Origin of the sequence: Pseudomonas citri, assembly GCF_025336485.1 — a bacterium.
Lineage (GTDB): Bacteria > Pseudomonadota > Gammaproteobacteria > Pseudomonadales > Pseudomonadaceae > Aquipseudomonas > Aquipseudomonas citri.
The window spans coordinates 440,140-463,682 of record NZ_JAODAB010000001.1; the positions used below are offsets into that span (position 1 = coordinate 440,140).

Here is a 23,543-nt window from a genome sequence, read left to right on the forward strand (position 1 = left end):
TACGGAGTAGCCCATGATTCTGCACACCCAGCTCAACCCGCGTTCACCGGAGTTCATCGCCAACCGCGAGGCGATGCTCGGACAGGTCGAGGCCCTGCGCACCCTGCTCGCGCAAGTCCGCCAGGGCGGCGGCCCCAAGGCCCAGGAACGGCACACCTCGCGGGGCAAATTGCTGCCCCGCGAACGCATCAACCGCTTGCTCGACCCCGGTTCGCCGTTCCTGGAGATCAGCCCGCTGGCCGCTCATGAAGTCTATGGCGAAGACGTACCCGCGGCCGGCGTGATAGCCGGCATCGGTCGCGTGGAAGGCGTCGAATGCATGATTGTCGCCAACGACGCGACGGTCAAAGGTGGCTCCTACTATCCGTTGACGGTGAAGAAACACCTGCGTGCCCAGGCCATCGCCCAACAGAATCGCCTGCCGTGCATTTACCTGGTGGACTCCGGCGGTGCCAACCTGCCGCGCCAGGACGAAGTGTTCCCGGACCGTGAGCACTTTGGCCGGATCTTCTTCAACCAGGCCAACATGAGCGCCCAGGGCATCCCGCAGATCGCCGTGGTCATGGGCTCCTGCACCGCCGGTGGCGCCTACGTACCGGCCATGGCGGACGAGGCGATCATGGTCCGCCAGCAGGCGACCATTTTCCTTGCCGGCCCGCCGCTGGTAAAAGCCGCCACCGGCGAGGTGGTCAGCGCCGAGGACCTGGGCGGGGCCGATGTGCACTGCAAAATCTCCGGTGTTGCCGACCATTACGCCGACAACGACGAACACGCCCTCGCCCTGGCCCGCCGCAGCGTGGCCAACCTCAATTGGCGCAAACTCGGAGAGGTGCAGCAACGCCAGCCAATCGCCCCGCTGTATTCAAGCGACGAGCTGTACGGCGTGGTTTCGGCTGACGCCAAGCAACCATTCGATGTGCGCGAAGTGATTGCGCGGGTGGTGGACGGTTCGGTGTTCGACGAGTTCAAGGCGCTGTTCGGGACGACGCTGGTGTGCGGCTTTGCACATCTGCACGGCTACCCGATCGCGATCCTGGCCAACAACGGCATCCTGTTCGCCGAGGCCGCACAAAAAGGCGCGCACTTCATCGAACTGGCCTGCCAGCGCGGTATCCCGTTGCTGTTCCTGCAAAACATCACCGGTTTCATGGTGGGCCAGAAGTACGAGGCCGGTGGCATTGCCAAGCATGGCGCCAAACTGGTGACCGCGGTGGCGTGCGCCAAGGTGCCAAAATTCACCGTGATCATCGGTGGCAGTTTCGGTGCCGGTAACTACGGCATGTGCGGACGAGCCTATGATCCGCGATTCCTGTGGATGTGGCCCAACGCGCGGATCGGCGTGATGGGCGCCGAACAGGCGGCCGGCGTACTGGTGCAGGTCAAGCGCGAACAGGCCGAACGCAGCGGCCATCCCTTCAGCCCTGCCCAGGAAGCTGAAATCAAGCAACCGATCCTCGATCAGTATGAAGAACAGGGCCACCCCTACTATTCCAGCGCGAGGCTGTGGGACGACGGCGTGATCGATCCGGCGCAGACCCGCGATGTGCTGGGCCTGGCCTTGTCCGCTGCACTGAACGCGCCCATCGAACCGAGCCGCTTCGGCGTGTTCCGCATGTAACCGGGGAATGTCCATGGATAACTTCAACACCCTCGAACTGCTCATCGACCCACGCGGCATTGCCACGCTGTGGTTGAGCCGCGAGTCGAAAAACAATGCCTTCAATGCCGAAATGATCCGCGAGTTGATCCTCGCCCTGGACCACGTCGGCAGCGATCCAAGTCTGCGGTTCCTGCTGATCCGCGGCCGTGGCAAACATTTCAGTGCCGGCGCCGACCTGGCCTGGATGCAGCAGTCGGCTGAACTCGATTACCACACCAATCTCGACGACGCCCGGGAACTGGCCGAGCTGATGTACAACCTCGCCAAGTTGAAAATTCCCACACTGGCCGTCGTCCAAGGCGCGGCGTTCGGCGGCGCGCTCGGGCTCATCAGCGCCTGTGACATGGCCATTGGCGCCGATGACGCGCAATTCTGCCTGTCGGAGGTACGCATTGGCCTGGCGCCGGCGGTGATCAGCCCATTCGTGGTGCAAGCCATCGGCGAACGCGCGGCACGGCGTTACGCGCTGACGGCGGAACGATTCGGCGGGCAGCGTGCGAAAGAGATTGGGTTGTTGTCGGAAAGTTACCCGGCCGACACGCTGGACCAGCAAGTCGAACAATGGATCGACAACCTGTTGCTCAACAGCCCGGCGGCCATGCGCGCCAGCAAGGAACTGCTGCGTGAAGTCGGCCACGGCGCCCTCACCCCGGCGCTGCGGCGCTACACCGAAAATGCCATTGCCCGCATTCGTGTCAGCCCTGAGGGCCAGGAGGGCTTGCGAGCCTTCCTGCAAAAACGCGCGCCGAACTGGCAAGCGGAATTGACTAACAAAGAGTCGAATCACAAGGAGCCGCGTCGATGAGCGCCCCTGTCATCACCACCCTGCTGGTGGCCAACCGTGGGGAGATCGCCTGCCGGGTGATGCGCACCGCCAAGGCCATGGGCCTGACCACCGTCGCCGTGCACAGCGCCACCGACCGCGACGCCCGCCACAGCCGCGAAGCCGACATCTGCGTCGACCTGGGCGGCAGCAAGGCCGCCGAGAGCTACCTGCAAATCGACAAACTGATCGCCGCCGCCCGGGCCAGTGGCGCCCAGGCGATCCATCCGGGGTACGGTTTCCTTTCGGAAAATGCCGGGTTCGCCCGAGCCATTGAACAGGCCGGGCTGGTCTTTCTCGGGCCGCCTGCCTCGGCCATCGACGCCATGGGCAGCAAGTCCGCGGCCAAGGCCTTGATGGAAACCGCAGGCGTACCCCTGGTGCCCGGCTATCACGGCGAAGCCCAGGACCTGGAAACATTCCGCACCGCTGCCGAGCGCATCGGCTACCCGGTACTGCTCAAGGCCACCGCGGGCGGTGGCGGCAAAGGCATGAAAGTCGTCGAGGATGTCAGCCAACTGGCCGAAGCCCTTGCTTCGGCGCAGCGCGAGGCGCTGTCATCGTTCGGCGACTCGCGGATGCTGGTGGAAAAATATCTGCTCAAGCCACGTCATGTAGAAATCCAGGTGTTCGCTGATCGACACGGCAACTGCCTGTACCTCAACGAACGTGACTGCTCGATCCAGCGCCGGCACCAGAAAGTCGTTGAAGAGGCTCCCGCCCCTGGCCTGAGCCCGTCCCTGCGCCAGGCGATGGGTGAAGCCGCCGTGCGAGCGGCCCAGGCGATTGGCTATGTGGGTGCCGGTACGGTGGAGTTCCTGCTGGATTCGCGAGGCGAATTCTTCTTCATGGAAATGAACACCCGCCTGCAGGTGGAACATCCGGTTACCGAAGCAATCACGGGCCTGGACCTGGTGGCCTGGCAGATCCGCGTCGCCCAGGGCGAGCCGTTGCCGATCACTCAGGCGCAAGTCCCGTTGCGGGGCCACGCCATTGAAGTGCGGTTGTACGCCGAAGACCCGGGCAACGACTTCCTCCCAGCCACCGGGCACTTGGCGCTGTATCGCGAATCTTGCGCAGGTCCGGGACGACGGGTGGACAGCGGTGTCGAGGAAGGCGATGAGATCTCGCCCTTCTACGACCCGATGCTCGGCAAACTCATCGCATGGGGCGAAGACCGTGAACAGGCGCGGTTGCGACTATTGGGCATGCTCGACGAATTTGCCATTGGCGGGCTGAAAACCAATATCGCCTTTTTGCGGCGTATCGTGGCCCATCCGGCCTTCGCAGCGGCCGAACTGGACACCGGATTTATCCCACGTTACCAGACGCAATTGCTGACGGAGCCTGGCGAACTGGATGACGATTTCTGGTTCGCCGCCGCCCAGGCTTTCGCACTGGGCCTGAGACCGCAGATGCGCCCTGACGATGCCGGCTCACCGTGGTCCGATAGCGCCGGGCTGCGTCTGGGATTGCCCAATGAAATCACCCTGCACCTGAGCTGCGACGACCAGGATCGGGCGGTGACGCTGGATATTACGAACGCGGCCGCGGTGCTCAAGGATGAGCGGCTGATGATCGAGCGCAACGGCCTGCGCCGCAGCCATCGTGCCATTCACCAGGGCGGACACCTGTATCTGCAATGGGAGGGTCAGTTACATCGTGTCGAGCTGTACGACCCGCTGGCCGCCGCCGAAGCGAGCCATGGCCACCACGGCGGCCTGGCCGCGCCCATGAACGGCAGTATCGTCCGCGTACTGGTCAGCCCCGGGCAGGCGGTGGAGGCAGGAACGCAACTGGTGGTGTTGGAAGCGATGAAAATGGAGCACAGCATCCGGGCGCCTCATGCCGGCGTGATCAAGGCGTTGTATTGCCAGGAAGGTGAAATGGTCAGCGAAGGCAGTACGCTGATAGCGTTCGAAGAGTAGGCATCGGCCCGTTCCAAGGGCCGATCCAGTCAGAACCTGATGGTGGCCTGCACCACCACACCGATGATGCGACATTGCTCGGTGTACAGGGTTTTCGGGTAAGTGGGGTTGAGCGGCACCAGGTAATGCTGCCCGCTCTCCTCGATCAGTTTGCGAAAGGTTGCATCGCTGCTTCCCGGTAACTGGGCGATCACCAGTTTGCCGGGGACCGCTTCAACGGCGGGGTCCACCAGGATCGACATGCCTTCAGGGATGCTCAACCCGGTCGGTGCGGTCATGGCATCGCCCACCACCACCAACCAGAACGCGTCCCCCTGGGCGTGGTAATCCGTCAGCTCGTAGCGGCCAGCGTCGCCTTCACGGACTTCGCCCACCTCGTGCCAGTCACTGACCGGGTAGCGGAAGTACGGGTTGTACTTCTGCGCCAGGCGCAGGCCTTCCTCCGTGGAGGTGTCCGGCTCGCGAATCACCACCATGACTTCCAGGAATTCCATCCCCAGCTCCCGCAGGACCCGGTTCATGTCGTCGACACTGGGTTGCCGGCGCTTGGTCAGCCAATGGCCGACGCCGCCCTGAGACATGCCCAACCGCTCTGCGAGCACCACTTGCGTGATGCGCAGCTCCTTCATCTTGGCCTTGACCAACTCTATCCATTTATCCATGTGCGGCACGATACGTGGGTGACTCTGGCTGACAAAACACAAATTGTAGTATTTAAATTGTCGTCACAATTACGATAAGTACTATTCTGGATTGAGGATTTCAACCCCACACGGAGACATCCAACATCATGGATACAGCAGCCAAAGACACGCCCAATCCGCCTCTCGACAAGGCGTTCAGCTCGCTTCAGGACTGCCCGGCGGCCCAGCGCGCCCTCGACTATTACTTGAAACCAGGTGTTTCAAGTGCCCAGGCCGAACACCGTTTTTTCGACGTAAATCACCAAGTGAGCGCAGAGGAAGCCCTGGTTCATGCGTGCGACCTGCTGCGCTGTGCAGCGGCAACCGCCCAGGAATCAGCCAATCACCTACAAGGGTCAAGCCGTGACCTGGCGTTTTCAGTGGTGCATATGATTGATCTGGTCAAGGTGATGCTTGACCGTTCCCTGGATGGCTACCCTACCCGCTAGGCTTTGTACGAAAAGTGCCTGCACGACGATCATGCTGCGTTGAAAACAGGCTCGGATGCTCATTAACAATCAGTTAACTGCGCTTCCTCCCTGTTTTCGCCTTGCCTGATCGCCGCTCGGCGACTTTTCGTACAAACCCTAGGTGTAACCTGGGAACAACGCCGCGAACGCGGACGACAGGAAATATTTTCCAATGGGCGCAATAAAACCATTTGACTTGCAAATGATAATGATTATTATTGCATCAGCTGGTCGCGAGATCAGTCGATAGTCCAGGAGGCCTTAGGTCGGACTTCTGGAATATCTCCTCATCAGGCTAATCACGGTTTTTGACCCGGCTTTTTGCCGGGTCTTTTTTTGCCGATTTTTCGGCTTATGGCTTCAGGCTAATGAAGTCTTTGGGTGCTGCTCATTCGGTGGCGGCGATGATAGCAAATGAATATTCATTTACAAGCGCTCATGTACAAAGGCTCCCCCGTCAAACAGGTCGAAAACCACCGACCGGCAGCACTTGAGAATCCATGGCCGACGTCCTAAGCTGCTTCGGCGTCCAGGGAGGACGCCCCCTCTTTGTAATGACGTAAATCCCCCGACATTCCCTTTCACGCGCTAAAGTTACGGCCATAAAAATCCTGTTGGGGAATCATGACCGTGGCTAAATCCTCCTTTGATATCAGCGCCAATTTCGACAGCGGCAACATCGAAGTCGTCGACATCAGCAACCCACTGCAATCGCTGCTGAAAATCCGGCCCGACAGCCGCAGTGCCCACATCCAGTGGTTCCACTTCAAGGCCAGTGGCCTGCACGTTGGCCAGGAGTATTCCTTCCGCCTGCTCAACGCCAGTCAATCGTCCTATAACAAGGCGTGGACGGGTTATCAGACAGTGGCGTCCTACGATCACGTCAACTGGTTCCGTATTCCCACTCAGTTCGAAGGCGACACCCTACGCTTCCACTTGGAGGCAGAACAATCCCACGCCTGGTTCGCCTACTTCGAACCCTACAGCCGTGGCCGTCACGAGTGGCTGATCGAGCAAGCCTCGCACAAGGCTGGCGCCGAGTTGCTGGCCGTCGGTAAAAGCGTGGAAGGTCGCGACATCCCATTGCTGCGCAAGGGCAGCGGTGCCGAGGGCCGGCGCAAAATCTGGATCATCGCCCAGCAGCACCCTGGCGAGCATATGGCCGAATGGTTCATGGAGGGCGTGATCGAACGCCTCCAGCAGCATGACGATGCGCAACTGAACCGATTGCTCGCCAAGGCGGACTTGTACCTGGTGCCGAACATGAACCCGGACGGTGCCTTCCATGGCCACTTGCGCACCAACGCCATGGGCCAGGATCTCAACCGTGCCTGGCAGAACGCCAGCCCGGAAATCAGCCCCGAAGTATTTTTCGTACAGCAGCAGATGGAAAAATATGGCGTCGATCTGTTCCTCGATGTTCACGGTGATGAGGAGATCCCTCACGTCTTCACCGCCGGTTGCGAAGGCAACCCGGGCTACACACCGCGCATCGCTGCACTTGAAGAGCGCTTTCGCAGTCACCTCAAGCACCAGACCAAAGACTTCCAGACCACCCACGGCTACACCCGCGACGAACCCGGCCAAGCCAACATGACCCTGGCCTGTAACGCGGTCGGCCAGAAATATGACTGCCTGTCCCTGACGCTGGAAATGCCGTTCAAGGACCACAACGACCATCCGAACCCGCAAACCGGCTGGTCCGGCAAACGCTCGATGCAACTGGGCAAGGATGTGTTGAGTACCCTCGAGGCCATGGTCGACGAATTGCGCTGATCGAACGACCTGATCGCCGTGGCGAGGGCACTTGCGCCCTCACCACGGGTTCCTCGCTCAACCCTTGCCACGCAACATGCTGTCCAGCACCTCATCCCGCCGCACCCAGGCGTGGAACAACGCCGCCGCCAGGTGCACCAGCACGGTCAGGAACAACAGGTAAGCCAGATAAGCGTGCGCCTGGCGCAGCAAGGCGAACGTCTCGGCATTGGGCGCCAGGATCGAGGGCAATCGCACCGTGGCGCTGAGCATCACCGGGTCCCCCGCCGCCGAAATCATCCCCCAACCCAACAGGGGCAGGCCCAACATCAAGGCGTACAAAAGCACATGGGACGCGTTGGCCGCCAGCACCTGCCACTTGGGCAGATCGGCCGGCAGCGATGGCTGTCGCGTGGAAAAACGCACCACCAGGCGCACGATGACCAACGCCAGGATCGCGATACCCAAGGGCTTGTGCAATTGCAGCAACCACTCATGGCGTGCGGACACCGAGGCGACCATCCCTGCGCCAATGAACAACATGGCGAGGATCATCAATGCCATCAACCAGTGCAGCAGCCGGGCCAGCGGTGCGAAGTGACGGGGGGTGCTCATGGGCGTGACTCCTGGTTGGCGGGTAACTGGCTCACTTCGCGGGTTCGCCGCAAGTAGGAATTGGCGTACGCAGCAGAACGCGCGGCCAACAACGGATCCTCGGAGCCTTCGATGCCGCTGGGCAGGATCAGCGGGTCATAGTTGATGTCACGGCATTCACCGTTGTCCTGGGGCTGGGTGCGCTCGAGCACCAGCGTACCGGCATTGAGCACGGTTCGGTCAGCGGGCCAGGCCTTGCTGGCATCGTTCACCGGGTCTCCCGGGTTGGCCAGGGTGATGCTCAGTTGCCAACGCAGCGGCCCCTCCGCCAGGCGCTTGACCAGGTCCTGCGCGAGGAAATCCGCGCCCTGGGATGGCGTTGCATCCGCCGTACCCCGGGCCAGCGGCACCACGCCCCAACGCACCGCTTGGCGTTGTCCAGCGGCGTTGACCAGGTAAAACGCATTGATGCCGTTGTAGGTTTCGCTGGCGTAGCTGGCCGACGGTTTGGCGGTCTTGATCCATTGCAGGAACGGCGCCGCCTCCGGATGAGCGGCAAAGAATGCCGGCACGGCCGCCGGATTCGGCTTGCCTGTGGCCGGATCCGGCGACTGCGCTTGCTGCAACTGGTAGAACGCTTCGGGCGTACCCACCGGGAATACCGGCATGCTGTTCATGCCCGTGCGCCATTGCTGGCCGTTGGCCTGGGTGAATCGCAGCGCCAGGCTGCGAATCGGCACGCTGCCGTCCGGTGCATAAGGGCTGCCGCTGGGTAAGGCGAAACGTCCGACCACAGGCGTGCGCGCCTGGGTGAACACCTCAGCGCTGGAATAGGCGCTGGCTTCGCCGGAGCTCTCGAAGTAACCGGCCACGCAGACACCCTTGGCGTGGTTGCGCCGAAAGCCTGGGTGCACGCCGTTGTTCTTTTCCAGCACGTTCACCAGCGACGCAGGCGTCAGGCGATGGGGGTCAAAGGTGCCATTGACGTAGGCAAATGCCCCCGCCAGTGCCGCAACGGTCACGGCGATACCACCCAGGCGTAGCGCCCGGCTGGCGGCACTTAACGGCGGCCGGTTCGGTTCAGGGGAAAGGTCAACCATGACGAAGCTCCAGGACTAGACTTTGTACGAAAAGGACCTGTCTGACGCAGGCCCGGCGGGTTTATTCCCACGCCTCGTATTTATTTTTCCGACGCTGGAATAATCTCCTTCGCGGATCGTCTTTCCAGTCTCGGCGCAGTGACTGCCCCAAAGAAGCCCACCATGAACGAACTCGACGAACAGTTGCGCATGCTCATCCCCCGGTTACGGCGCTTTGCCGTGTCGCTGACGCGCAACCCCAGCAATGCCGATGACCTGGTGCAAGCCTGCCTGGAGCGGGCCTTGTCGAAATGGAGCGACAAACGCCCGGACGGCGATCTTCGGGCCTGGCTGTTCTCGATCCTTTATCGGCAGTTTCTCGACGCCCATCGCCGCTCCCGTCGTTATGCGCGCATGCTGGAATTTTTCACCGGCGGCCAGGATGCCCAGCCTTCGGTCGAGCGCAGCGTGATCGCCCAATCGTCCCTGCAAGCGTTCGATCAACTGCCCACCGAGCAACGCGCCCTGCTGTTGTGGGTGTCGGTGGAAGGCCTGAGTTACCAGCAAGTCGCCGACATCCTCGGCGTGCCGACTGGCACGGTGATGTCACGGCTGTCCCGCGCCCGCCAGGCGTTACGTCAACTCAGCGAAGGCGAAATCACCCGCCCTACCCTGCGGATACTCAAATGATCAACATGCCCCCCAGCGACCATGACTTGCACGCCTACGTTGACCACCGGTTGAACGAGGCCGATCAGCGTCTGATGGACGCTTATCTCGATCATCATCCTGAAGTCGCCGCTCGCGTCCGGGGTTGGCAGCGGGATGCACAACACCTGCGCAGTGCACTGAGCGGCGTGCTGCAACAACCCGCCAATCCGGATCTCGATCCGGCAATGATTCGCCAGCGCCTGAAACATCGAACGCGTCGCTACCTGGCCAGCGCCGCGGTGTTGGTACTGGCTGTCGGTGTCGGCGGGTTCAGTGGCTGGCAAGCACGGGAAATGACCCTCCTCAGCGCCGCCGCCCCCATGGCCGACGCGCTGCAGGCGTACCGGCTGTTCGCCCAACAGGGCATCCTGGCGGCCGATTTCCAGGCCGGGGACGCGCACGGCATGCAAGACTGGCTCGATCGTTATTTCAGCCAGGCCAACCGTTTGCCCGACCTGTCGGGCGCCGGCTTCAGGCCAGTCAGCGGTCGGTTGCTCAGTACCGAGCAAGGCGCGGCGGCGATGGTGGTTTATCAGGATTCGAGCGGCCAGAAAATCAGCTTCTACATCCGCCCACCGGGTCCGAAAAACTTCCTGCTGCCCCGGGGCAGCCGTCGCGACGGTGAACTGCAGGCGCAGTACTGGTCCGGACCGGGCTACAACTATGCGATGGTCATACCGAGCGATACGCCTGTGGCGCAGCGGCTCGAGCAGACCCTGAACTTCTGACCGCCCCCACAGGGGGCGGGGTGGTCCTGAGGTTGTGTTTCACCCCTGCCCAAACACCTGCGAAGGCCTGCGCAGCAGCGGGTCGAACGGATTGATCCGCGGGCCGATCAGTGCCGCCTCGCGCTTGAGCATTTCCACCACGGTGGGCAGGCGATCCGGCCCGAGCCGATCACTCACCGTCGCCACGCTCAAGGCCGCCACGGCCCGGCCTTCGCGGTCGAGGATCGGCACGGCCACCCCGGCCATGCCTTGCAACACACCGGTGTTGCGCCCCGCATAGCCCAAGGTGCGGACGTTCTCGACTTCCGAGCGCAGGAAAACTTCGTCGTACAGGTGGAAATCCTTGAGCCGCGGCAGGTTGTAATGGATCACCGTGTCGCGTTCTTCGTCCGGCAGGAACGCCAGGATAGCCAGACTGCCCTGCCCCACGCCCAGCGCGACCCGTCCGCCGATGTCGCCGGTGAACGTGCGGATCGGAAACGGGCCTTCGCTGCGGTCCAGGCAGATGGCATCAAAGCCGCTGCGCGCCAGCAGGAACAGCGAATCCCCCAGCGAAGCCGACAGCCGCAACATGGCCGGCCGTACCAGCTCGCGCAAGTTGCCGGTGTTGCCGGCACGGGCGGCCAGGGCGAAAAAGTCCAGGCTCAGGCGATAGCGTTTGCTGCGCGCATCCTGCTCGACCATGCCCTCGTCCATCAGGCTGCGCAGCAAGCGGTGCGTAGTCGGTTGGGACAGCCCAATGCGCTGGGCCAACTGCGTCACCCGCGCCCCACCCTCGGTGTTCTCACCCAGGCTGCGCAGTACGGCAAACAGCCGCGAGACAGCGCCCACGCCCACGTCGCCTTTTTCGTTATTCCGCTCAATGGAATCCAAATCGATATTTCCAATCAGTTAATTTACTCACCGGAAAAAACTGAAAATAGTCTTCTCTTCAGTGAAATACTCCATTGAGCCCATCCTAGTCTTCGTCCTACTCTGCGTCCAGACAGGGGCGATTCGAACAACAGCGGCTGCCGACTCATCGAGCGCCAACGCACCCGGAAACACCCTTTCGTATCTGCCCATACAAAAAAGCGCGCCTGACGGCGACGCATAACAATCCAGGTGGAGCGCTGCGATGGCTTTTTTGCAACTTCAAGGACTTGGCAAACGCTACGGTGACATCGACGCCGTGGTCGCCACCGATCTCGCGGTCGAGAGGGGCGAATTCGTCTCGCTGCTGGGCCCCTCCGGCTGCGGCAAGACCACCACCCTGCAAATGATTGCCGGCTTCGTCGAGGTCAGCAGCGGGCGCATCCTGCTGGACGGACGCGACATCACCCACGCCAAGCCCGCCAGCCGTGGTCTCGGGGTGGTGTTCCAGAGTTACGCACTGTTCCCCCATATGACCGTCAGGGACAACGTCGCCTTCGGCCTGCGCATGCGCAAAGTCGCCAGCGCCGAGCTTCAGCAACGGGTCGATCGGGTGCTCGAACTGGTGCGCCTGGACCGCCACGCCGAGCGCTACCCCCGGGAGCTGTCGGGCGGCCAGCGCCAGCGCGTGGCCTTGGCCCGAGCGCTGGTGATCGAACCGCCGGTGTTGCTGCTCGACGAACCGCTGTCCAACCTCGACGCCAACCTGCGCGAAGAGATGCAGTTCGAAATCCGCCGCATCCAGCGAGAAGTCGGCATCACCACGCTGATGGTCACCCACGACCAATCCGAAGCGCTGTCCATCAGTGATCGGGTCGTGGTGATGCAGGCCGGGCGCATCACCCAGATCGACGCGCCCTACACGCTCTACGAACACCCCCGCACCGAATTCATTTCCAGCTTCGTCGGCAAAGCCAACCTGCTGCCGGGCGAACGCGACAGCGCCGGCGTCGTTCAAGCCTGCCAGCCCGGCAGCGGCGAGCTGATCCTGAGCCTGCGCCCGGAAAAAATCGATGTGTGCCCGGCAGGCGCCGGCCGACTGCAAGGCACCGTCGTCAGCCGCTTCTTCCTCGGCAGCCAATGGCTGTACGGCGTTGCCACCCACCTGGGCGAGCTCTGCGTGGTGCGCCGCAACGACGGCTGCGCCCCCCTGGCCGAAGGCACGACGGTCGGCCTGGATTGGGACCCGGCGCTGCTACGGGTGTTGCACAAGGACGAGGTGCCGGCATGAAGCTGATCGACGCCGCACGCCAGGGCCGGCAAGGCTACCTGATGTCCGCACCGGCGCTGGCGTTGTACCTGGGCCTGCTGGTGCTTCCGTTGGGCTTGACCCTGGTGCTGTCGTTCAACGTCTTCGACTACAGCTCGGGCATCAAGGGTGACGCCTACACCTTCGAGCATTACACCAGCCTGCTGGGCGATCCGTACTTCTACGAGATCTTTCTGCGCACCTTCTGGATCAGCGCCCTGACGACACTGCTGTGCGTGCTGATCGGCGTGCCCGAGGCCTACATCCTCAGTCGCATGGGCACACCGTGGCGCTCGATCTTCCTGATCCTGATCCTCACGCCACTGCTGATTTCGGTGGTGGTACGGGCCTTCGGCTGGAGCCTGCTGCTGGGGGCCGACGGCCTGGTCAACCAGACGCTGCAAGCCTTCGGCGGTGCACCGATGAAGCTGCTCTATACGCCGTTCGCGGTGGCCATCGCCCTGGTCCATGTGATGCTGCCGTTCATGATCATCCCGGTATGGACTTCGCTACAAAAACTCGACCCGGCCGCCGAGCAGGCCGCGCTGTCCCTGGGAGCCAGCCAGTTCACGGTTATCCGCCAGGTGGTGCTGCCGCAGATCATGCCTGGTGTGCTGTCCGGCACCCTGATCGTGTTCGGCCTCGCCGCCAGCTCCTTCGCCATCCCCGGCCTGCTCGGCGGACGTCGCCTGAAAATGGTCGCCACGCTGATCTACGACCAGTACCTGGCGGAACTGAACTGGCCCATGGGCGCGGCCATTGCCGTCGCGCTGCTGCTGCTCAACCTGCTGATCATGCTGTCGTGGAACCGCATGATCGAAGGCCGCTACAAGAAGTCATTGGGGTAATTCGTCATGTCCAGGAACGGTCCTTTCGCCCTGTTGTTTCATGCCCTGGTGGTGGCCTTCATGCTCGCGCCGCTGGTGGTGGTCTGCCTGGTCGCCTTCACGCCGGAAAACACTTTGAGCCTGCCAACCAGCACGTTCTCCCTGCGTTGGTTCCGTGCCGTGTTCGAGCGCGCGGATTTTATCGATGCGTTCTACAACAGCCTGGTGCTGGCGTTCTGCGCGGCCTCGCTGGCGACCTTGATCGCGGTGCCGGCGGCACTGGCGATCACCCGGCTCGAGTTCCCCGGTCGGGATTTCTTCAACGGTCTGTTCCTGTCGCCGATCATCATCCCGCACCTGGTGCTCGGCGTGGCCTTGCTGCGCTTGTTTGCGCTGATGGGGGTGAACGGCAGCTTCACCTGGCTGATCTTCGCCCACGTGCTGGTCATCACGCCCTACGTGCTACGCCTGGTGCTGGCCTCGGCCATCGGCCTGGACCGCAGCGCCGAGCAGGCCGCGCAATCGCTCGGCGCCGGGCGGTTCACGCTGTTTCGGCAAATCACCTTGCCGATGATCCTGCCGGGGGTGGCCGGCGGCTGGCTGCTGGCGTTCATCAACAGTTTCGATGAGGTCACGCTGTCGATCTTCGTCACCTCGCCGGCCACCCAGACCCTGCCCGTGCGTATGTACGTGTACGCCACCGAATCCATCGATCCGATGATGGCGGCGGTGTCGGCGCTGGTCATCGCATTGACGGCAATCACGATGATTCTGCTCGATCGGGTCTATGGCCTGGATCGGGTCCTGGTAGGTAAACAATGAGGGCGCCATGGCTCTGCTGAAACGACTGGCCGAAGGTGACCGCCCGGCCCTGGACTTCACCCTCGATGGCAAACCGGCCACGGGCCTGTTGGGTGACACGCTGCTGACCGCTGTGCTGACCTGCAGCGAGCACCTGCGCGGCAGCGACTTCAGCGCCGAACCCCGGGCAGGCTTCTGCCTGATGGGCGCCTGCCAGGACTGCTGGGTCCGCCTGGGCGACGGCCGTCGTGTCCGTGCCTGCTCGACCCTGCTCGAAGCGGGGCAGCACGTCAGCCGCGAACCGGGGCGTCAGCTATGAAACCTATCGCCATCATCGGCGCCGGGCCGGCCGGTATCCGTGCCGCGCAGACATTGGTCGCCCACGGCCTGCAGCCGATCCTGCTGGACGAAGCCGCACGCGGTGGCGGACAGATCTATCGACGCCAACCGGCCAACTTCAGACGCTCGCCGACCACGCTGTATGGCTTCGAAGCGCACAAGGCCAACGCCCTCCACCAGACTCTCGACGGCTTGCGCGGCCAGCTCGATTATCGCCCCGACACCCTGGTCTGGAACGCCGAGGACGGCCTGCTGGATACCTTGCAGGACGGCCGCGTCGACCGTGTCGAATACGCCAGCGTGATCGTCGCCACGGGGGCCACTGACCGGGTCCTGCCGGTGCCGGGCTGGACCCTGCCGGGGGTGTACAGCCTGGGCGCGGCGCAGATCGCCTTGAAGTTCCAGGGCTGCGCCATCGGCGAACGGGTGGTGTTCGCCGGCAGCGGGCCCTTGCTGTACCTGGTGGCCTACCAATACGCCAAGGCCGGCGCCAAGGTGGTCGCGGTGCTCGACAGCTCGCCGTTGCGCGCCCAGGTCCGCGCCCTGCCCGGTCTGTTGGCGCAACCGGCGACCCTCGCCAAGGGCCTTTATTACCGCACCTGGCTGACCCTCCACGGCATCGCCGTGCATCAAGGCGCGCGCCTGTCGAATATCACCGGTGAACGCCGGGTACAGTCGCTGGCATGGCACGATGCGACAGGCGAGCAGCGCCTCGATTGCGATGCCGTGGCCTTCGCCCACGGCTTGCGCAGCGAAACCCAACTAGCAGATTTGCTGGGCTGCGAATTTGCCTGGAACCCGCTCAACCGCGCCTGGTTGCCACAACGGGACCGCGCCGGCCGCAGCAGCGTGCGGGGGGTCTACCTGGCCGGGGATGGCGCCGCGATCATGGGCGCCGATGCCGCCGAACTGGCCGGCGAGCGGGCGGCGTTGGCGCTGCTCGAAGACCTCGGCTACCTGATCGATTCACAACGCAGCAACCGGTTGGAGCAAGCGCTCGATCGCATCGGCCATTTTCGTGTCGGCCTGGAACGCGCCTTCGCTTTTCCACAAGGTTGGGCGGCCGATGCCAAGGACAGCCTGATGCTTTGCCGCTGCGAAGAAGTCAGCGTGGGCGACATCCGCCAGGTGGTGGGCGAAGGCCACTGGGAGATCAACCGGGTCAAGGCGCACTGCCGGGTGGGCATGGGGCGCTGCCAGGGACGGATGTGCGGCGCCGCCGCAGCGGAAATCATCGCCCACGAAAGCGGCCGCCCGGTATCCAGCATTGGCCGTTTGCGCGCCCAGGCGCCGATCAAGCCCGTGCCCTTTGGCCTGGAGGTCGAGCCATGATCGAAGTGGATGTACTGATCATCGGCGGCGGTATCGTCGGCGCCTCGGCCGCGCTGTTCCTGAGCAAGGCCGGACGGCGGGTGGCGCTGTTGGAACGCGACTTCTGCGGCTCGCACTCCAGTGGTGTGAATTATGGCGGCGTACGCCGCCAGGGACGGCCGCTGTCGCAATTGCCCTTGTCACAACGGGCCCATGAGATCTGGGGCCAGTTGCCCCAATTGATCGGCATCGACGGCGAATACCAGCGCAGCGGCCATCTGAAACTGGCCCGCAGCGCCCAAGACCTGCGTGCACTGCACGATTATGCCGCCAGTTGCCAGGGCTTCGGCCTCGATTTGCAACTGCTGGATCAGGATGAACTGCGCGCCCGTTTTCCCTGGGTCGGCACCGTCGCGGTCGGGGCGTCCCTGTGTCCGGACGACGGCCACGCCAACCCACGCCTGGTGTCGCCAGCGTTCGCCCAGGCAGCCCGCCGCCATGGCGCACAGATCCACGAACAATGCGCCGTCAGCGTCGTCGCCCATGACGGCCAACGCTTTGAGGTGCGCACCGAAACCGGCCTGGAACTGCGCGCCCCCTGGCTGTTGAACTGCGCCGGCGCCTGGGCGAGCCGGTATGCCGCACAGTTCGGCGAAGCGGTGCCGATGCACGCCGGACACCCGGCCATGCTGGTCACCGAGCCGTTGCCCTTGGTGATGAATGCCAGCACCGGCGTGGAAGGTGGCGGTATCTATGCGCGGCAGGTCGCTCGCGGCAACTGCGTGCTGGGCGGCGGCCAGGGCTTCGCCCTCGATGATGCCCGCGCGCGGCCGGGCCAGAACGCGGTCATTGAAATCCTGCGCCAGGCGGTCGAACTGTATCCGTTCCTCGAGGGTGCCCAGGCGATTCGCACCTGGAGCGGCACCGAAGGTTACCTGCCCGATCGCCAACCCGTGATCGGCCACAGCAGCACCCAACCCGGCCTGTTGCATGCGTTCGGCTTTGCCGGCGCGGGCTTTCAGATCGGCCCCGCGGTAGGCCAGGCGCTCAGCGAGATCATCTGCTGTGGCGCCTCGAAAACGCCGCTGGATGCGTTTTCCATCACCCGGTTTCACTCCATCTCCGTTGCTTGATAGAGGAAGGTCGTGCCAATGAATAACGTCAAACGCAGTGCACTGTTCGGTTTCTGCTCACTGGGCTCCGCTTGCCTGGGCGCCCTGCTCCCGGTCACCCAGGCGTTGGCCGAGCCGACGCTCTACCTGGGTATGAACGGCGGCACCATGGAGCGGCTTTACGCCGACAAGGTCTTGCCGGCCTTCGAAAAAGCCAACAACGTCAAAGTGGTGATCGTGCCGGGCACCTCCGCCGATATCCTGGCCAAAGTCCAGGCCAGCAAGGACAACCCGCAGATGCACGTGATATTCCTCGACGACGGCATCATGTACCGCGCCATCGCCATGGGGCTGTGCGACAAGCTTCAGGACAACCCGACCCTGGCGCAGATCCCCGCCAAAGGGCGGATCAAGGATGAAGCCGTGGCCGTCAGCCTCGGCGTCACCGGGCTGGCCTACAACACCCGGCTATTCAAGGAGAAAGGCTGGAACACGCCGACCTCCTGGATGGACATGGCCGACCCGCGTTTCAAGGACAAACTGGTGTTCCAGTCGATGGCTTCGTCGACCTTCGGCCTGCACGGCTTCTTGATGTTCAACCGGATCCAGGGCGGCAGCGAAACCGACGTAGAACCGGGTTTCAAGGCCTGGCCAAACACCGTCGGGCGCAATGTGCTGGAGTACATCCCCAGCTCGGCGAAAATTTCCGAGATGCTGCAAACCGACGAAGCGGCATTGTTCCCGCTGACACCGACCCAGGTGACCGCGCTGAAACTCAAGGGCATGCCCGTCGAATATGCACAGCCGAAGGAAGGCGCCGTGGTGCTCAACGTCGCTGAGTGCGCCATCGCCCACAACACCGAACCGGAACTGGCGCAGAAACTGGCCGCCTTCCTGCTGACACCCGAGGCCCAGGCCATTGCTCTGGAAGAAGGCGACCAGATCCCCTCCAACCCCAACACCCCGACCACCGACAAGACCCGCGGCCAGGTAGAGGCCATGAAGCACTACCTGGAAACGGCGATCGCGGTGGATTGGGACCAGGTCAACGAACAGCGCCCGGCCTGGAACGCGCGGTGGAGCCGTAGCATCGAGCGCTAGCCGAACAAGCTTTTGTGGCGAGGGATTCCCCTCGCCACGCGGTTTTGTAACAAACTAGCCGGCATCAAATGCCACTTGATCAATAACACCCCCATGACGCACACCCTCGCCCAACTACGCGCCGGCCAGCTCTCAGGCATTGCCCGACTGGACCTGGCCGACGACCTGACGCAGTTTCCGCGGGAAATCTTCGACCTGGCCGACTCCCTCGAAATCCTCAACCTCAGCGGCAATCAACTGGAGGCATTGCCCGATGACCTGCACCGGCTGACCCGCCTGCGGGTGCTGTTCTGTTCGGACAACCGCTTCACCGAGTTGCCCGAATGCCTGGGCCGCTGTGCCGCGCTGACCATGATCGGTTTCAAGGCCAACCGCATCGAGCGGGTCACGGCGGCCGCGCTGCCGCCGCTGTTGCGCTGGCTGATCCTCACGGACAACCGCATCCGCCAGTTGCCGGACGAACTCGGCCAACGCCCGCATCTGCAAAAACTGATGCTGGCCGGCAACCGTTTGCAGCAGTTGCCCGCCAGCCTGCGCCAATGCCATCGCCTTGAACTGCTGCGCATCGCCGCCAATCAACTGGTTGAACTGCCGCAATGGCTACTGGAACTGCCCAGCCTCAGTTGGCTGGCCTACGCCGGCAACCCGCTGGAAGCCCAGGCTGAAGCGGCGGCCTTGAGCACCACGGCACCCATCGACTGGTCCCAACTGAGCCTGCGACACACACTGGGCGAAGGGGCCTCGGGGGTGATTCACCAGGCATCGTGGCAACCCCCGGGCGAGGAGGCGCGTGACGTCGCGGTGAAGATGTACAAGGGCCAGATGACCAGCGACGGCTCGCCGTTGCACGAGATGCACGCATGCATCACCGCCGGTCGACATCCGAACCTGATCGAGGTGTTGGGCCAGGTCAGCGGCCATCCCGAGGAACAGGCCGGACTGGTGATGGCGCTGATCGAACCCAGCTACCGCAACCTGGCCGGGTTGCCGAGCCTGGCCTCATGCAGCCGTGACGTGTATGCCGATGGGCTGCGCCTGAGTCTGCCGGTGGCGATGGGCATTGCCGGCGGCATCGCTTCGGTGGCCGCGCACCTGCATCGCCAGGGCATCACCCACGGCGACCTGTACGGGCACAACATTCTGTGCAATGACCGGGGCGATTGCCTGCTGGGGGATTTTGGCGCGGCGTCGTTCCATGCCACCACGGACACCGTGCAAACCCGTGCGCTGCAACGCATCGAAGTGCGGGCGTTCGGGATTCTGCTAGGGGAATTACTGGCGCGAATCGAGCCTGGGCCCGATGCCAGCGATCTTCAGTTGCTGAAAGATTTGCAGGCGCGCTGCTGTCAGCCGCAGGTGCTGGCGCGGCCGGGGTTCGAGGAGATTGGAGCCTTGCTGAGTCGATTCGCAGCCATGGGCCCACCCACGCTGTGAGCTGATCTGTGGGAGCAAGGCTTACTCCCACATTAGTTGCAGGGTTTGGCTTACCCGGCCAAACCGACAAACATGTCCTGCACGTCATCGTGGTTGTCGAGGCCTTCGAGGAACGCTTCGACTTCGGCCATCTGCTCATCGGTCAGGCCGCTGACCGGGTTTTTCGGCTGGTAGCCCAACTTGGCCGAAACCACGGTGAAACCCTGCTCTGGCAGGGCTTTCTGCACGGCATCCAAGTCAGCCGGATCGGTCAGGAACAACGTCGCGCCGTCTTCGCCCGGCTCGAAGTCCTGGGCGCCGGCCTCGATGGCGGCCAGTTCCGGATCGGCGTCCGGGCTGTCCGGGGTGGCCTCGATCATGCCGACGTGGTTGAAGTCCCAGGCCACCGAACCCGAAGCGCCCAGTTGGCCCTTGCGGAAGGCGACACGGATTTCAGCCACGGTGCGGTTGATGTTGTCGGTCACGCATTCGACGATCAGCGGCACCTGGTGCGGTGCGAACCCTTCATACGTCACGCGGTGGTATTGCACGGCTTCGCCGAGCTGGCCGGAACCCTTCTTGATCGCGCGTTCCAGGGTCTCGCGTGGCATCGAAGCCTTCTTCGCCTGCTCGACCACCAGTCGCAAGTGGGCGTTGGTGGTGATATCGGCGCCATTACGCGCGGCAATGCTGATTTCCTTCACCAGTTTGCCGAAGATCTTGCCCTTGGCGTTGGCAGCCGCTTCTTTGTGTTTAACTTTCCACTGTGCGCCCATTACTCACTCTCTTGTCTGACGCGCCAAGACATCTGCCGGCCGGCGCTGTGGCGCAAGTTTATACGGCCTAAACCGCCTGATCGACCAAAAATTTTTCCCGGTTGGATCGACATTTTCCCGGCGTGTTGTAGGCGGTTTCTGAAACAGCCAGCCACCTACACCGTTCCATCCTGGGGTTTCGTACCCTCAGCTCCTCTCTTTTCCCCCAGTGAACGCCGCGATGCACAACGACACGGAAAGTCCTTTCAGCCTGACACTCACGCAAAGCGACTTGCAGTTGCAAGTGCTGCGCCTCAACGGGCGTGAAGCCCTCAACCAGCCTTACCACTTCGACCTCGAACTGATCAGCCTGGGGCCGCCGATCAGCGCCGATGCGCTGCTGGGACAACCGGCGTTCCTGCGCCTGGACGGTAAATCGGGTGTCCACGGGGTGCTGCAGAGCGTCAGCCTGAGTGCCGACGCCTCATCGCGCATTGGCTATCACCTGACACTTGTCCCATACCTCCAGCGACTGGAACAGGGACCGCGGCGGCGGGTTTTCCATCGGCTCAGCGTCGTTGAGGTGCTGCGACGGCTGCTGGAAGAGCATGCGCTGCCTCCGGACAGTTACCGTTTCGAACTGCCCCATGGCCATTACCCCTGCCGGCCATTCTGCATTCAGTACGAGGAAAGCGACCTGACCTTGCTGCAACGGCTATGCGAAGAGGAAGGCATCCACTACCACTTCGAACACGCCTTCCAGGGGCACGTCCTGGTGTTTGCCGAAGACCCGAAGAGCTTCGCGGCGCACCCGGTCGAGTTGCCCCTGCGCCCGGATAACGACCGGCAGCCGGCTCTCCAGCGGCTGTATCAGCGTCATCATTCGACGCTACCTGGCCTGCCATTCAGGTTCAGGGACCGGGCAGGCGAGCGATCCGACGACACGGCGGCGAACCAGGTGTTTGCCGAAGCCGCCCACGAGATGATCCGGGCCGACACGGCCCAGGCTTACCGCTTCCAGGCCAGCCGGCGGAACCTCGAACGGTTGCGCTGCCAACAACGGCAAATCCACGGCCACAGCACCCATCCGGCGCTGCACAGCGGCCAAATCGTACAGATCGGCGACCACCCGCTGACAGTCTTCAACGACCAATGGCTGGTCACCGAAATCCAGCATCAGGGACGGCAGTTTTCAATCCTCGAACCGAACCTGCCGGCCACACCGCCCTCCACGGACTACCGCAATCGGTTCACCGCCATTGCCTGGTCCACGGTGTTCCGGCCGGGCCTCAGACATCCCAGGCCGTGCATTCCCGGCTACCACCTCGCCCATGTGCTCGGCACAACCGGGCAACCGGCCCAGCTCGACGAGCACGGCCGAGTCAGTGTCAGCCTGTGGACCCCGGGCCAGGAAGGCCTGGCGCTGCCCGTGTCACAACAGCGACTGGGCGAGCCCCCTCGCCTGATGGCCGGCAGCGAAGTGCTGGTGAGCTTCCTCGACGGTGACCCCGACCGACCGGTGCTATGCGCGCAACCTTCGACTCCCGACACCGGACAAGGCCCTGCGCGCCCTCGGCACAATCACGACACCGGGCTGCTGTTCGACTGGCTGCTGAACCCTCCGGCACCCTGACCATCACCCGGCCCGCCAACGGCCGACGCAACCCTTCCTGAACGAACGCAGCACGAATTCCCAGGGCAAAACCTGATCTGTCTCATGCAAATGCGGCGAAACGGGCATACAGTAGACGCAACGCTGCTCAAGACGGCGCTCTACCCTGATTGTTGGAGATACCCGTAATGCCCTGGAAGAATTCAGAAAGCCGCTACAGTACCGTCACGGTTACCCTGCATTGGCTGATGCTGGTTTTGCTGGCCGTGGTTTATGCCTGCATCGAGTTCCGGGGGATTTTCCCCAAGGGCAGCGGTGGTCGGACGCTGATCAAGGAAGCGCATTTCATGTTGGGCCTGACGGTGTTCGTGCTGGTCTGGCTGCGCCTGTTCGCCCGCAGCATCGGTAAGGCCCCGGCGATTTTCCCGGCATCGCCGGCCTGGCAAACATTCCTGGCGCACCTGATGCATTGGGCGCTGTACCTGTTCATGATCGTGATGCCGTTGCTCGGTTGGCTGATCACCAGCGCCGAAGGACACCAAGTGATGTTCTACGGCTTTGACCTGCCGCTGCTGATCGATCAGGACAAGGCATTGGCCAAGCAATTGGAAGGCTGGCATGTGCTGGGCGGCACCATCGGCTACTGGTTGATTGGCCTGCATGCCCTGGCCGGCCTGTATCACCACTACATCGTGCGCGATAACACGCTGTTGCGCATGATGCCCAAGCGCGGCTGACAACGGTTATTCAAACCCCCGGCGGCCCTGCAAGCCGCCGGTGTGGACAAAGATCAAGCGGGTGCCGGCGGCGAACTGCCCGGCGTCGACCCGCGCCTTCAACAGCAGCAACGCCTTGCCTGTGTACAACGGCTCCAACTCGATTTCACCCGTGCCCTGAATGAACGCCGTGAGATCCGCATCGACCCGGGCGAAACCGCCACGGCTGCCGTCGAGCAGTTCGTAACACGGCTGCGCAAGCCCCGCCGTCTTCACCATGCCATCAACCTGCTGCGCCACGCCGTGATCCGGTGGCACGGCCAGGACGCCATAGACCGGATGCGCCCCCGCTTCGGCCAGCACCAGGCCCGCCAACGAGGTGCCCGTGCCGCAGGCCAGCCACCAGCCGTGATAATCGCGCCACCCCAGTGTCGCCAATTGTTCCCGGGCGCGCGTCACCCACGCCTTGCAACCTTGTGCGCCAGACAATCCCGAGCCGCCCTCAGGCACCGGGTAAAAATGCGGATAACGGGCGCACCAATCATCCCAGAACCCCGGTGCGTGTCGCTCGCGATAGCCAGCGTAGCCCAGCCAGTGCAGCGCCATGCCAAAGGCTTGCAGATCCAGCACCGTGGGCGTTTCCACAGGATGACCGCGCAGCAACCCGACCGTTGGAAAGCCGAAGCGCTTGCCCGCCGCCGCCAACGCATGCAAATGGTTGGAATAGGCGCCGCCCAGGCTCATGACCCCTTCAGCCCCCGCCTCATGGGCAGCACGCAAGTGGTGGATCAGCTTGAACCACTTGTTACCGCTGATCAGCGAGTCGATCCGATCCAGGCGCAACACGGCCAGCTCGACGCCGGCACGGGTGAGCCAGTCCAGGCGAAGCGGTTCCAGGAGGGGTTGGGGTTGCCAGTCGAGGGCGCAACGCAGCATGGCGGCAGGTCGGATAGAAATAGGCCGG

23 protein-coding genes are annotated in these 23,543 nt (G+C 63.2%); 17 read left to right on the plus strand and 6 right to left on the minus strand.

What is annotated here, in order from left to right; translation table 11 throughout:
* Window positions 1-13 precede the first annotated feature (13 nt).
* From N4Q37_RS01990 to N4Q37_RS02000, 3 genes are read left to right on the plus strand one after another with little or no spacing between them, the layout of a single operon-like run.
* The gene (locus tag N4Q37_RS01990) at window positions 14-1,618 is read left to right on the plus strand and encodes a carboxyl transferase domain-containing protein (RefSeq protein WP_260954836.1); all 1,605 of its coding nucleotides are present in this window, start codon (window positions 14-16) and stop codon (window positions 1,616-1,618) included.
* Window positions 1,619-1,631: 13 nt separating this feature from the next.
* Window positions 1,632-2,465 (plus strand): gamma-carboxygeranoyl-CoA hydratase, encoded by an 834-nt coding sequence (locus N4Q37_RS01995; RefSeq protein WP_260954837.1) that lies wholly within the window; start codon window positions 1,632-1,634, stop codon window positions 2,463-2,465.
* Window positions 2,462-4,411, plus strand: coding sequence for an acetyl/propionyl/methylcrotonyl-CoA carboxylase subunit alpha (locus tag N4Q37_RS02000; RefSeq protein ID WP_260954838.1), 1,950 nt, complete (start codon window positions 2,462-2,464; stop codon window positions 4,409-4,411). The genes N4Q37_RS01995 and N4Q37_RS02000 overlap by 4 nt, the downstream gene beginning before the upstream one ends.
* A gap of 29 nt (window positions 4,412-4,440) precedes the next feature.
* Here N4Q37_RS02000 and N4Q37_RS02005 read toward each other — a convergent pair whose 3' ends face one another.
* Entirely contained in the window at window positions 4,441-5,073 is a 633-nt protein-coding gene (locus N4Q37_RS02005) for a LexA family protein (RefSeq protein ID WP_260954839.1), read from the minus strand.
* 128 nt (window positions 5,074-5,201) lie between these two features.
* On the opposite strand from N4Q37_RS02005, the gene N4Q37_RS02010 reads away from it, so the two are divergent.
* Both N4Q37_RS02010 and N4Q37_RS02015 read left to right on the plus strand, forming a co-directional pair.
* Complete coding sequence (locus N4Q37_RS02010) at window positions 5,202-5,543, plus strand: DUF6124 family protein (protein ID WP_260954840.1); 342 nt, start codon at window positions 5,202-5,204, stop codon at window positions 5,541-5,543.
* A gap of 645 nt (window positions 5,544-6,188) precedes the next feature.
* Window positions 6,189-7,340, plus strand: a complete 1,152-nt coding sequence (locus N4Q37_RS02015; RefSeq protein WP_260954841.1) for a M14 family metallopeptidase — start codon at window positions 6,189-6,191, stop codon at window positions 7,338-7,340.
* Window positions 7,341-7,397: 57 nt separating this feature from the next.
* Here N4Q37_RS02015 and N4Q37_RS02020 read toward each other — a convergent pair whose 3' ends face one another.
* Complete coding sequence (locus tag N4Q37_RS02020) at window positions 7,398-7,934, minus strand: cytochrome b (protein ID WP_260954842.1); 537 nt, start codon at window positions 7,932-7,934, stop codon at window positions 7,398-7,400.
* Window positions 7,931-9,013, minus strand: coding sequence for a catalase family peroxidase (locus tag N4Q37_RS02025; protein ID WP_260954844.1), 1,083 nt, complete (start codon window positions 9,011-9,013; stop codon window positions 7,931-7,933). Before N4Q37_RS02025 ends, N4Q37_RS02020 begins: the two co-directional genes overlap by 4 nt.
* A 162-nt stretch (window positions 9,014-9,175) precedes the next feature.
* On the opposite strand from N4Q37_RS02025, the gene N4Q37_RS02030 reads away from it, so the two are divergent.
* On the plus strand, window positions 9,176-9,682 hold the full coding sequence (locus N4Q37_RS02030; RefSeq protein ID WP_260954846.1) for a sigma-70 family RNA polymerase sigma factor: 507 nt from the start codon (window positions 9,176-9,178) through the stop codon (window positions 9,680-9,682).
* Window positions 9,679-10,431, plus strand: coding sequence for an anti-sigma factor family protein (locus tag N4Q37_RS02035; protein ID WP_260954848.1), 753 nt, complete (start codon window positions 9,679-9,681; stop codon window positions 10,429-10,431). Before N4Q37_RS02030 ends, N4Q37_RS02035 begins: the two co-directional genes overlap by 4 nt.
* Window positions 10,432-10,470: 39 nt before the next feature.
* Here the strand turns inward: N4Q37_RS02035 and N4Q37_RS02040 are convergent, their stop codons facing one another.
* The gene (locus N4Q37_RS02040; protein ID WP_260954850.1) at window positions 10,471-11,304 is read right to left on the minus strand and encodes an IclR family transcriptional regulator; all 834 of its coding nucleotides are present in this window, start codon (window positions 11,302-11,304) and stop codon (window positions 10,471-10,473) included.
* A 244-nt stretch (window positions 11,305-11,548) separates the two neighbouring features.
* Between N4Q37_RS02040 and N4Q37_RS02045 the strand changes: the two genes are divergently transcribed.
* The 8 genes from N4Q37_RS02045 to N4Q37_RS02080 all read left to right on the plus strand — a co-directional run bounded on the left by N4Q37_RS02045 (window position 11,549) and on the right by N4Q37_RS02080 (window position 19,517).
* Window positions 11,549-12,574, plus strand: coding sequence for an ABC transporter ATP-binding protein (locus N4Q37_RS02045; protein ID WP_260954852.1), 1,026 nt, complete (start codon window positions 11,549-11,551; stop codon window positions 12,572-12,574).
* Window positions 12,571-13,440, plus strand: coding sequence for an ABC transporter permease (locus tag N4Q37_RS02050; RefSeq protein WP_260954853.1), 870 nt, complete (start codon window positions 12,571-12,573; stop codon window positions 13,438-13,440). Before N4Q37_RS02045 ends, N4Q37_RS02050 begins: the two co-directional genes overlap by 4 nt.
* Window positions 13,441-13,446: 6 nt before the next feature.
* On the plus strand, window positions 13,447-14,241 hold the full coding sequence (locus N4Q37_RS02055; RefSeq protein ID WP_260954854.1) for an ABC transporter permease: 795 nt from the start codon (window positions 13,447-13,449) through the stop codon (window positions 14,239-14,241).
* Between the two features lie 7 nt (window positions 14,242-14,248).
* On the plus strand, window positions 14,249-14,539 hold the full coding sequence (locus N4Q37_RS02060) for a (2Fe-2S)-binding protein (RefSeq protein ID WP_260954855.1): 291 nt from the start codon (window positions 14,249-14,251) through the stop codon (window positions 14,537-14,539).
* Complete coding sequence (locus N4Q37_RS02065) at window positions 14,536-15,891, plus strand: FAD/NAD(P)-dependent oxidoreductase (RefSeq protein ID WP_260954856.1); 1,356 nt, start codon at window positions 14,536-14,538, stop codon at window positions 15,889-15,891. The genes N4Q37_RS02060 and N4Q37_RS02065 overlap by 4 nt, the downstream gene beginning before the upstream one ends.
* Complete coding sequence (locus N4Q37_RS02070) at window positions 15,888-17,003, plus strand: NAD(P)/FAD-dependent oxidoreductase (RefSeq protein ID WP_260954857.1); 1,116 nt, start codon at window positions 15,888-15,890, stop codon at window positions 17,001-17,003. Before N4Q37_RS02065 ends, N4Q37_RS02070 begins: the two co-directional genes overlap by 4 nt.
* Before the next feature lie 18 nt (window positions 17,004-17,021).
* The gene (locus N4Q37_RS02075) at window positions 17,022-18,083 is read left to right on the plus strand and encodes an ABC transporter substrate-binding protein (RefSeq protein WP_260954858.1); all 1,062 of its coding nucleotides are present in this window, start codon (window positions 17,022-17,024) and stop codon (window positions 18,081-18,083) included.
* A 93-nt stretch (window positions 18,084-18,176) separates the two neighbouring features.
* Window positions 18,177-19,517 carry a leucine-rich repeat-containing protein kinase family protein gene (locus tag N4Q37_RS02080; protein WP_260954859.1) on the plus strand — a complete coding sequence of 447 codons (1,341 nt, stop codon included), beginning with the start codon at window positions 18,177-18,179 and terminating at the stop codon, window positions 19,515-19,517.
* 50 nt (window positions 19,518-19,567) lie between these two features.
* Here N4Q37_RS02080 and N4Q37_RS02085 read toward each other — a convergent pair whose 3' ends face one another.
* On the minus strand, window positions 19,568-20,272 hold the full coding sequence (locus tag N4Q37_RS02085; RefSeq protein WP_260954864.1) for a YebC/PmpR family DNA-binding transcriptional regulator: 705 nt from the start codon (window positions 20,270-20,272) through the stop codon (window positions 19,568-19,570).
* 220 nt (window positions 20,273-20,492) lie between these two features.
* Between N4Q37_RS02085 and N4Q37_RS02090 the strand changes: the two genes are divergently transcribed.
* Together N4Q37_RS02090 and N4Q37_RS02095 are read left to right on the plus strand one after the other, a co-directional pair.
* Window positions 20,493-21,884 (plus strand): type VI secretion system Vgr family protein, encoded by a 1,392-nt coding sequence (locus tag N4Q37_RS02090; RefSeq protein ID WP_260954865.1) that lies wholly within the window; start codon window positions 20,493-20,495, stop codon window positions 21,882-21,884.
* Window positions 21,885-22,051: 167 nt separating this feature from the next.
* A complete protein-coding gene (locus N4Q37_RS02095; protein ID WP_260954867.1) occupies window positions 22,052-22,600 on the plus strand; it encodes a cytochrome b in 549 nt (182 codons plus the stop codon).
* 6 nt (window positions 22,601-22,606) lie between these two features.
* On the opposite strand, the gene N4Q37_RS02100 is transcribed toward N4Q37_RS02095, so the two are convergent.
* On the minus strand, window positions 22,607-23,515 hold the full coding sequence (locus N4Q37_RS02100; RefSeq protein WP_260954868.1) for a 1-aminocyclopropane-1-carboxylate deaminase/D-cysteine desulfhydrase: 909 nt from the start codon (window positions 23,513-23,515) through the stop codon (window positions 22,607-22,609).
* Window positions 23,516-23,543 lie beyond the last annotated feature (28 nt).

Bases quoted from the DNA above. Each gene is read 5' to 3' on its own strand.
- N4Q37_RS01990 (WP_260954836.1), top strand. From the start codon at position 14: ATGATTCTGCACACCCAGCTCAACCCGCGTTCACCGGAGTTCATCGCC.
- N4Q37_RS01995 (WP_260954837.1), top strand. From the start codon at position 1,632: ATGGATAACTTCAACACCCTCGAACTGCTCATCGACCCACGCGGCATT.
- N4Q37_RS02000 (WP_260954838.1), top strand. From the start codon at position 2,462: ATGAGCGCCCCTGTCATCACCACCCTGCTGGTGGCCAACCGTGGGGAG.
- N4Q37_RS02005 (WP_260954839.1), bottom strand. From the start codon at position 5,073: ATGGATAAATGGATAGAGTTGGTCAAGGCCAAGATGAAGGAGCTGCGC.
- N4Q37_RS02010 (WP_260954840.1), top strand. From the start codon at position 5,202: ATGGATACAGCAGCCAAAGACACGCCCAATCCGCCTCTCGACAAGGCG.
- N4Q37_RS02015 (WP_260954841.1), top strand. From the start codon at position 6,189: ATGACCGTGGCTAAATCCTCCTTTGATATCAGCGCCAATTTCGACAGC.
- N4Q37_RS02020 (WP_260954842.1), bottom strand. From the start codon at position 7,934: ATGAGCACCCCCCGTCACTTCGCACCGCTGGCCCGGCTGCTGCACTGG.
- N4Q37_RS02025 (WP_260954844.1), bottom strand. From the start codon at position 9,013: ATGGTTGACCTTTCCCCTGAACCGAACCGGCCGCCGTTAAGTGCCGCC.
- N4Q37_RS02030 (WP_260954846.1), top strand. From the start codon at position 9,176: ATGAACGAACTCGACGAACAGTTGCGCATGCTCATCCCCCGGTTACGG.
- N4Q37_RS02035 (WP_260954848.1), top strand. From the start codon at position 9,679: ATGATCAACATGCCCCCCAGCGACCATGACTTGCACGCCTACGTTGAC.
- N4Q37_RS02045 (WP_260954852.1), top strand. From the start codon at position 11,549: ATGGCTTTTTTGCAACTTCAAGGACTTGGCAAACGCTACGGTGACATC.
- N4Q37_RS02050 (WP_260954853.1), top strand. From the start codon at position 12,571: ATGAAGCTGATCGACGCCGCACGCCAGGGCCGGCAAGGCTACCTGATG.
- N4Q37_RS02055 (WP_260954854.1), top strand. From the start codon at position 13,447: ATGTCCAGGAACGGTCCTTTCGCCCTGTTGTTTCATGCCCTGGTGGTG.
- N4Q37_RS02060 (WP_260954855.1), top strand. From the start codon at position 14,249: ATGGCTCTGCTGAAACGACTGGCCGAAGGTGACCGCCCGGCCCTGGAC.
- N4Q37_RS02065 (WP_260954856.1), top strand. From the start codon at position 14,536: ATGAAACCTATCGCCATCATCGGCGCCGGGCCGGCCGGTATCCGTGCC.
- N4Q37_RS02070 (WP_260954857.1), top strand. From the start codon at position 15,888: ATGATCGAAGTGGATGTACTGATCATCGGCGGCGGTATCGTCGGCGCC.
- N4Q37_RS02075 (WP_260954858.1), top strand. From the start codon at position 17,022: ATGAATAACGTCAAACGCAGTGCACTGTTCGGTTTCTGCTCACTGGGC.
- N4Q37_RS02080 (WP_260954859.1), top strand. From the start codon at position 18,177: ATGACGCACACCCTCGCCCAACTACGCGCCGGCCAGCTCTCAGGCATT.
- N4Q37_RS02085 (WP_260954864.1), bottom strand. From the start codon at position 20,272: ATGGGCGCACAGTGGAAAGTTAAACACAAAGAAGCGGCTGCCAACGCC.
- N4Q37_RS02090 (WP_260954865.1), top strand. From the start codon at position 20,493: ATGCACAACGACACGGAAAGTCCTTTCAGCCTGACACTCACGCAAAGC.
- N4Q37_RS02095 (WP_260954867.1), top strand. From the start codon at position 22,052: ATGCCCTGGAAGAATTCAGAAAGCCGCTACAGTACCGTCACGGTTACC.
- N4Q37_RS02100 (WP_260954868.1), bottom strand. From the start codon at position 23,515: ATGCTGCGTTGCGCCCTCGACTGGCAACCCCAACCCCTCCTGGAACCG.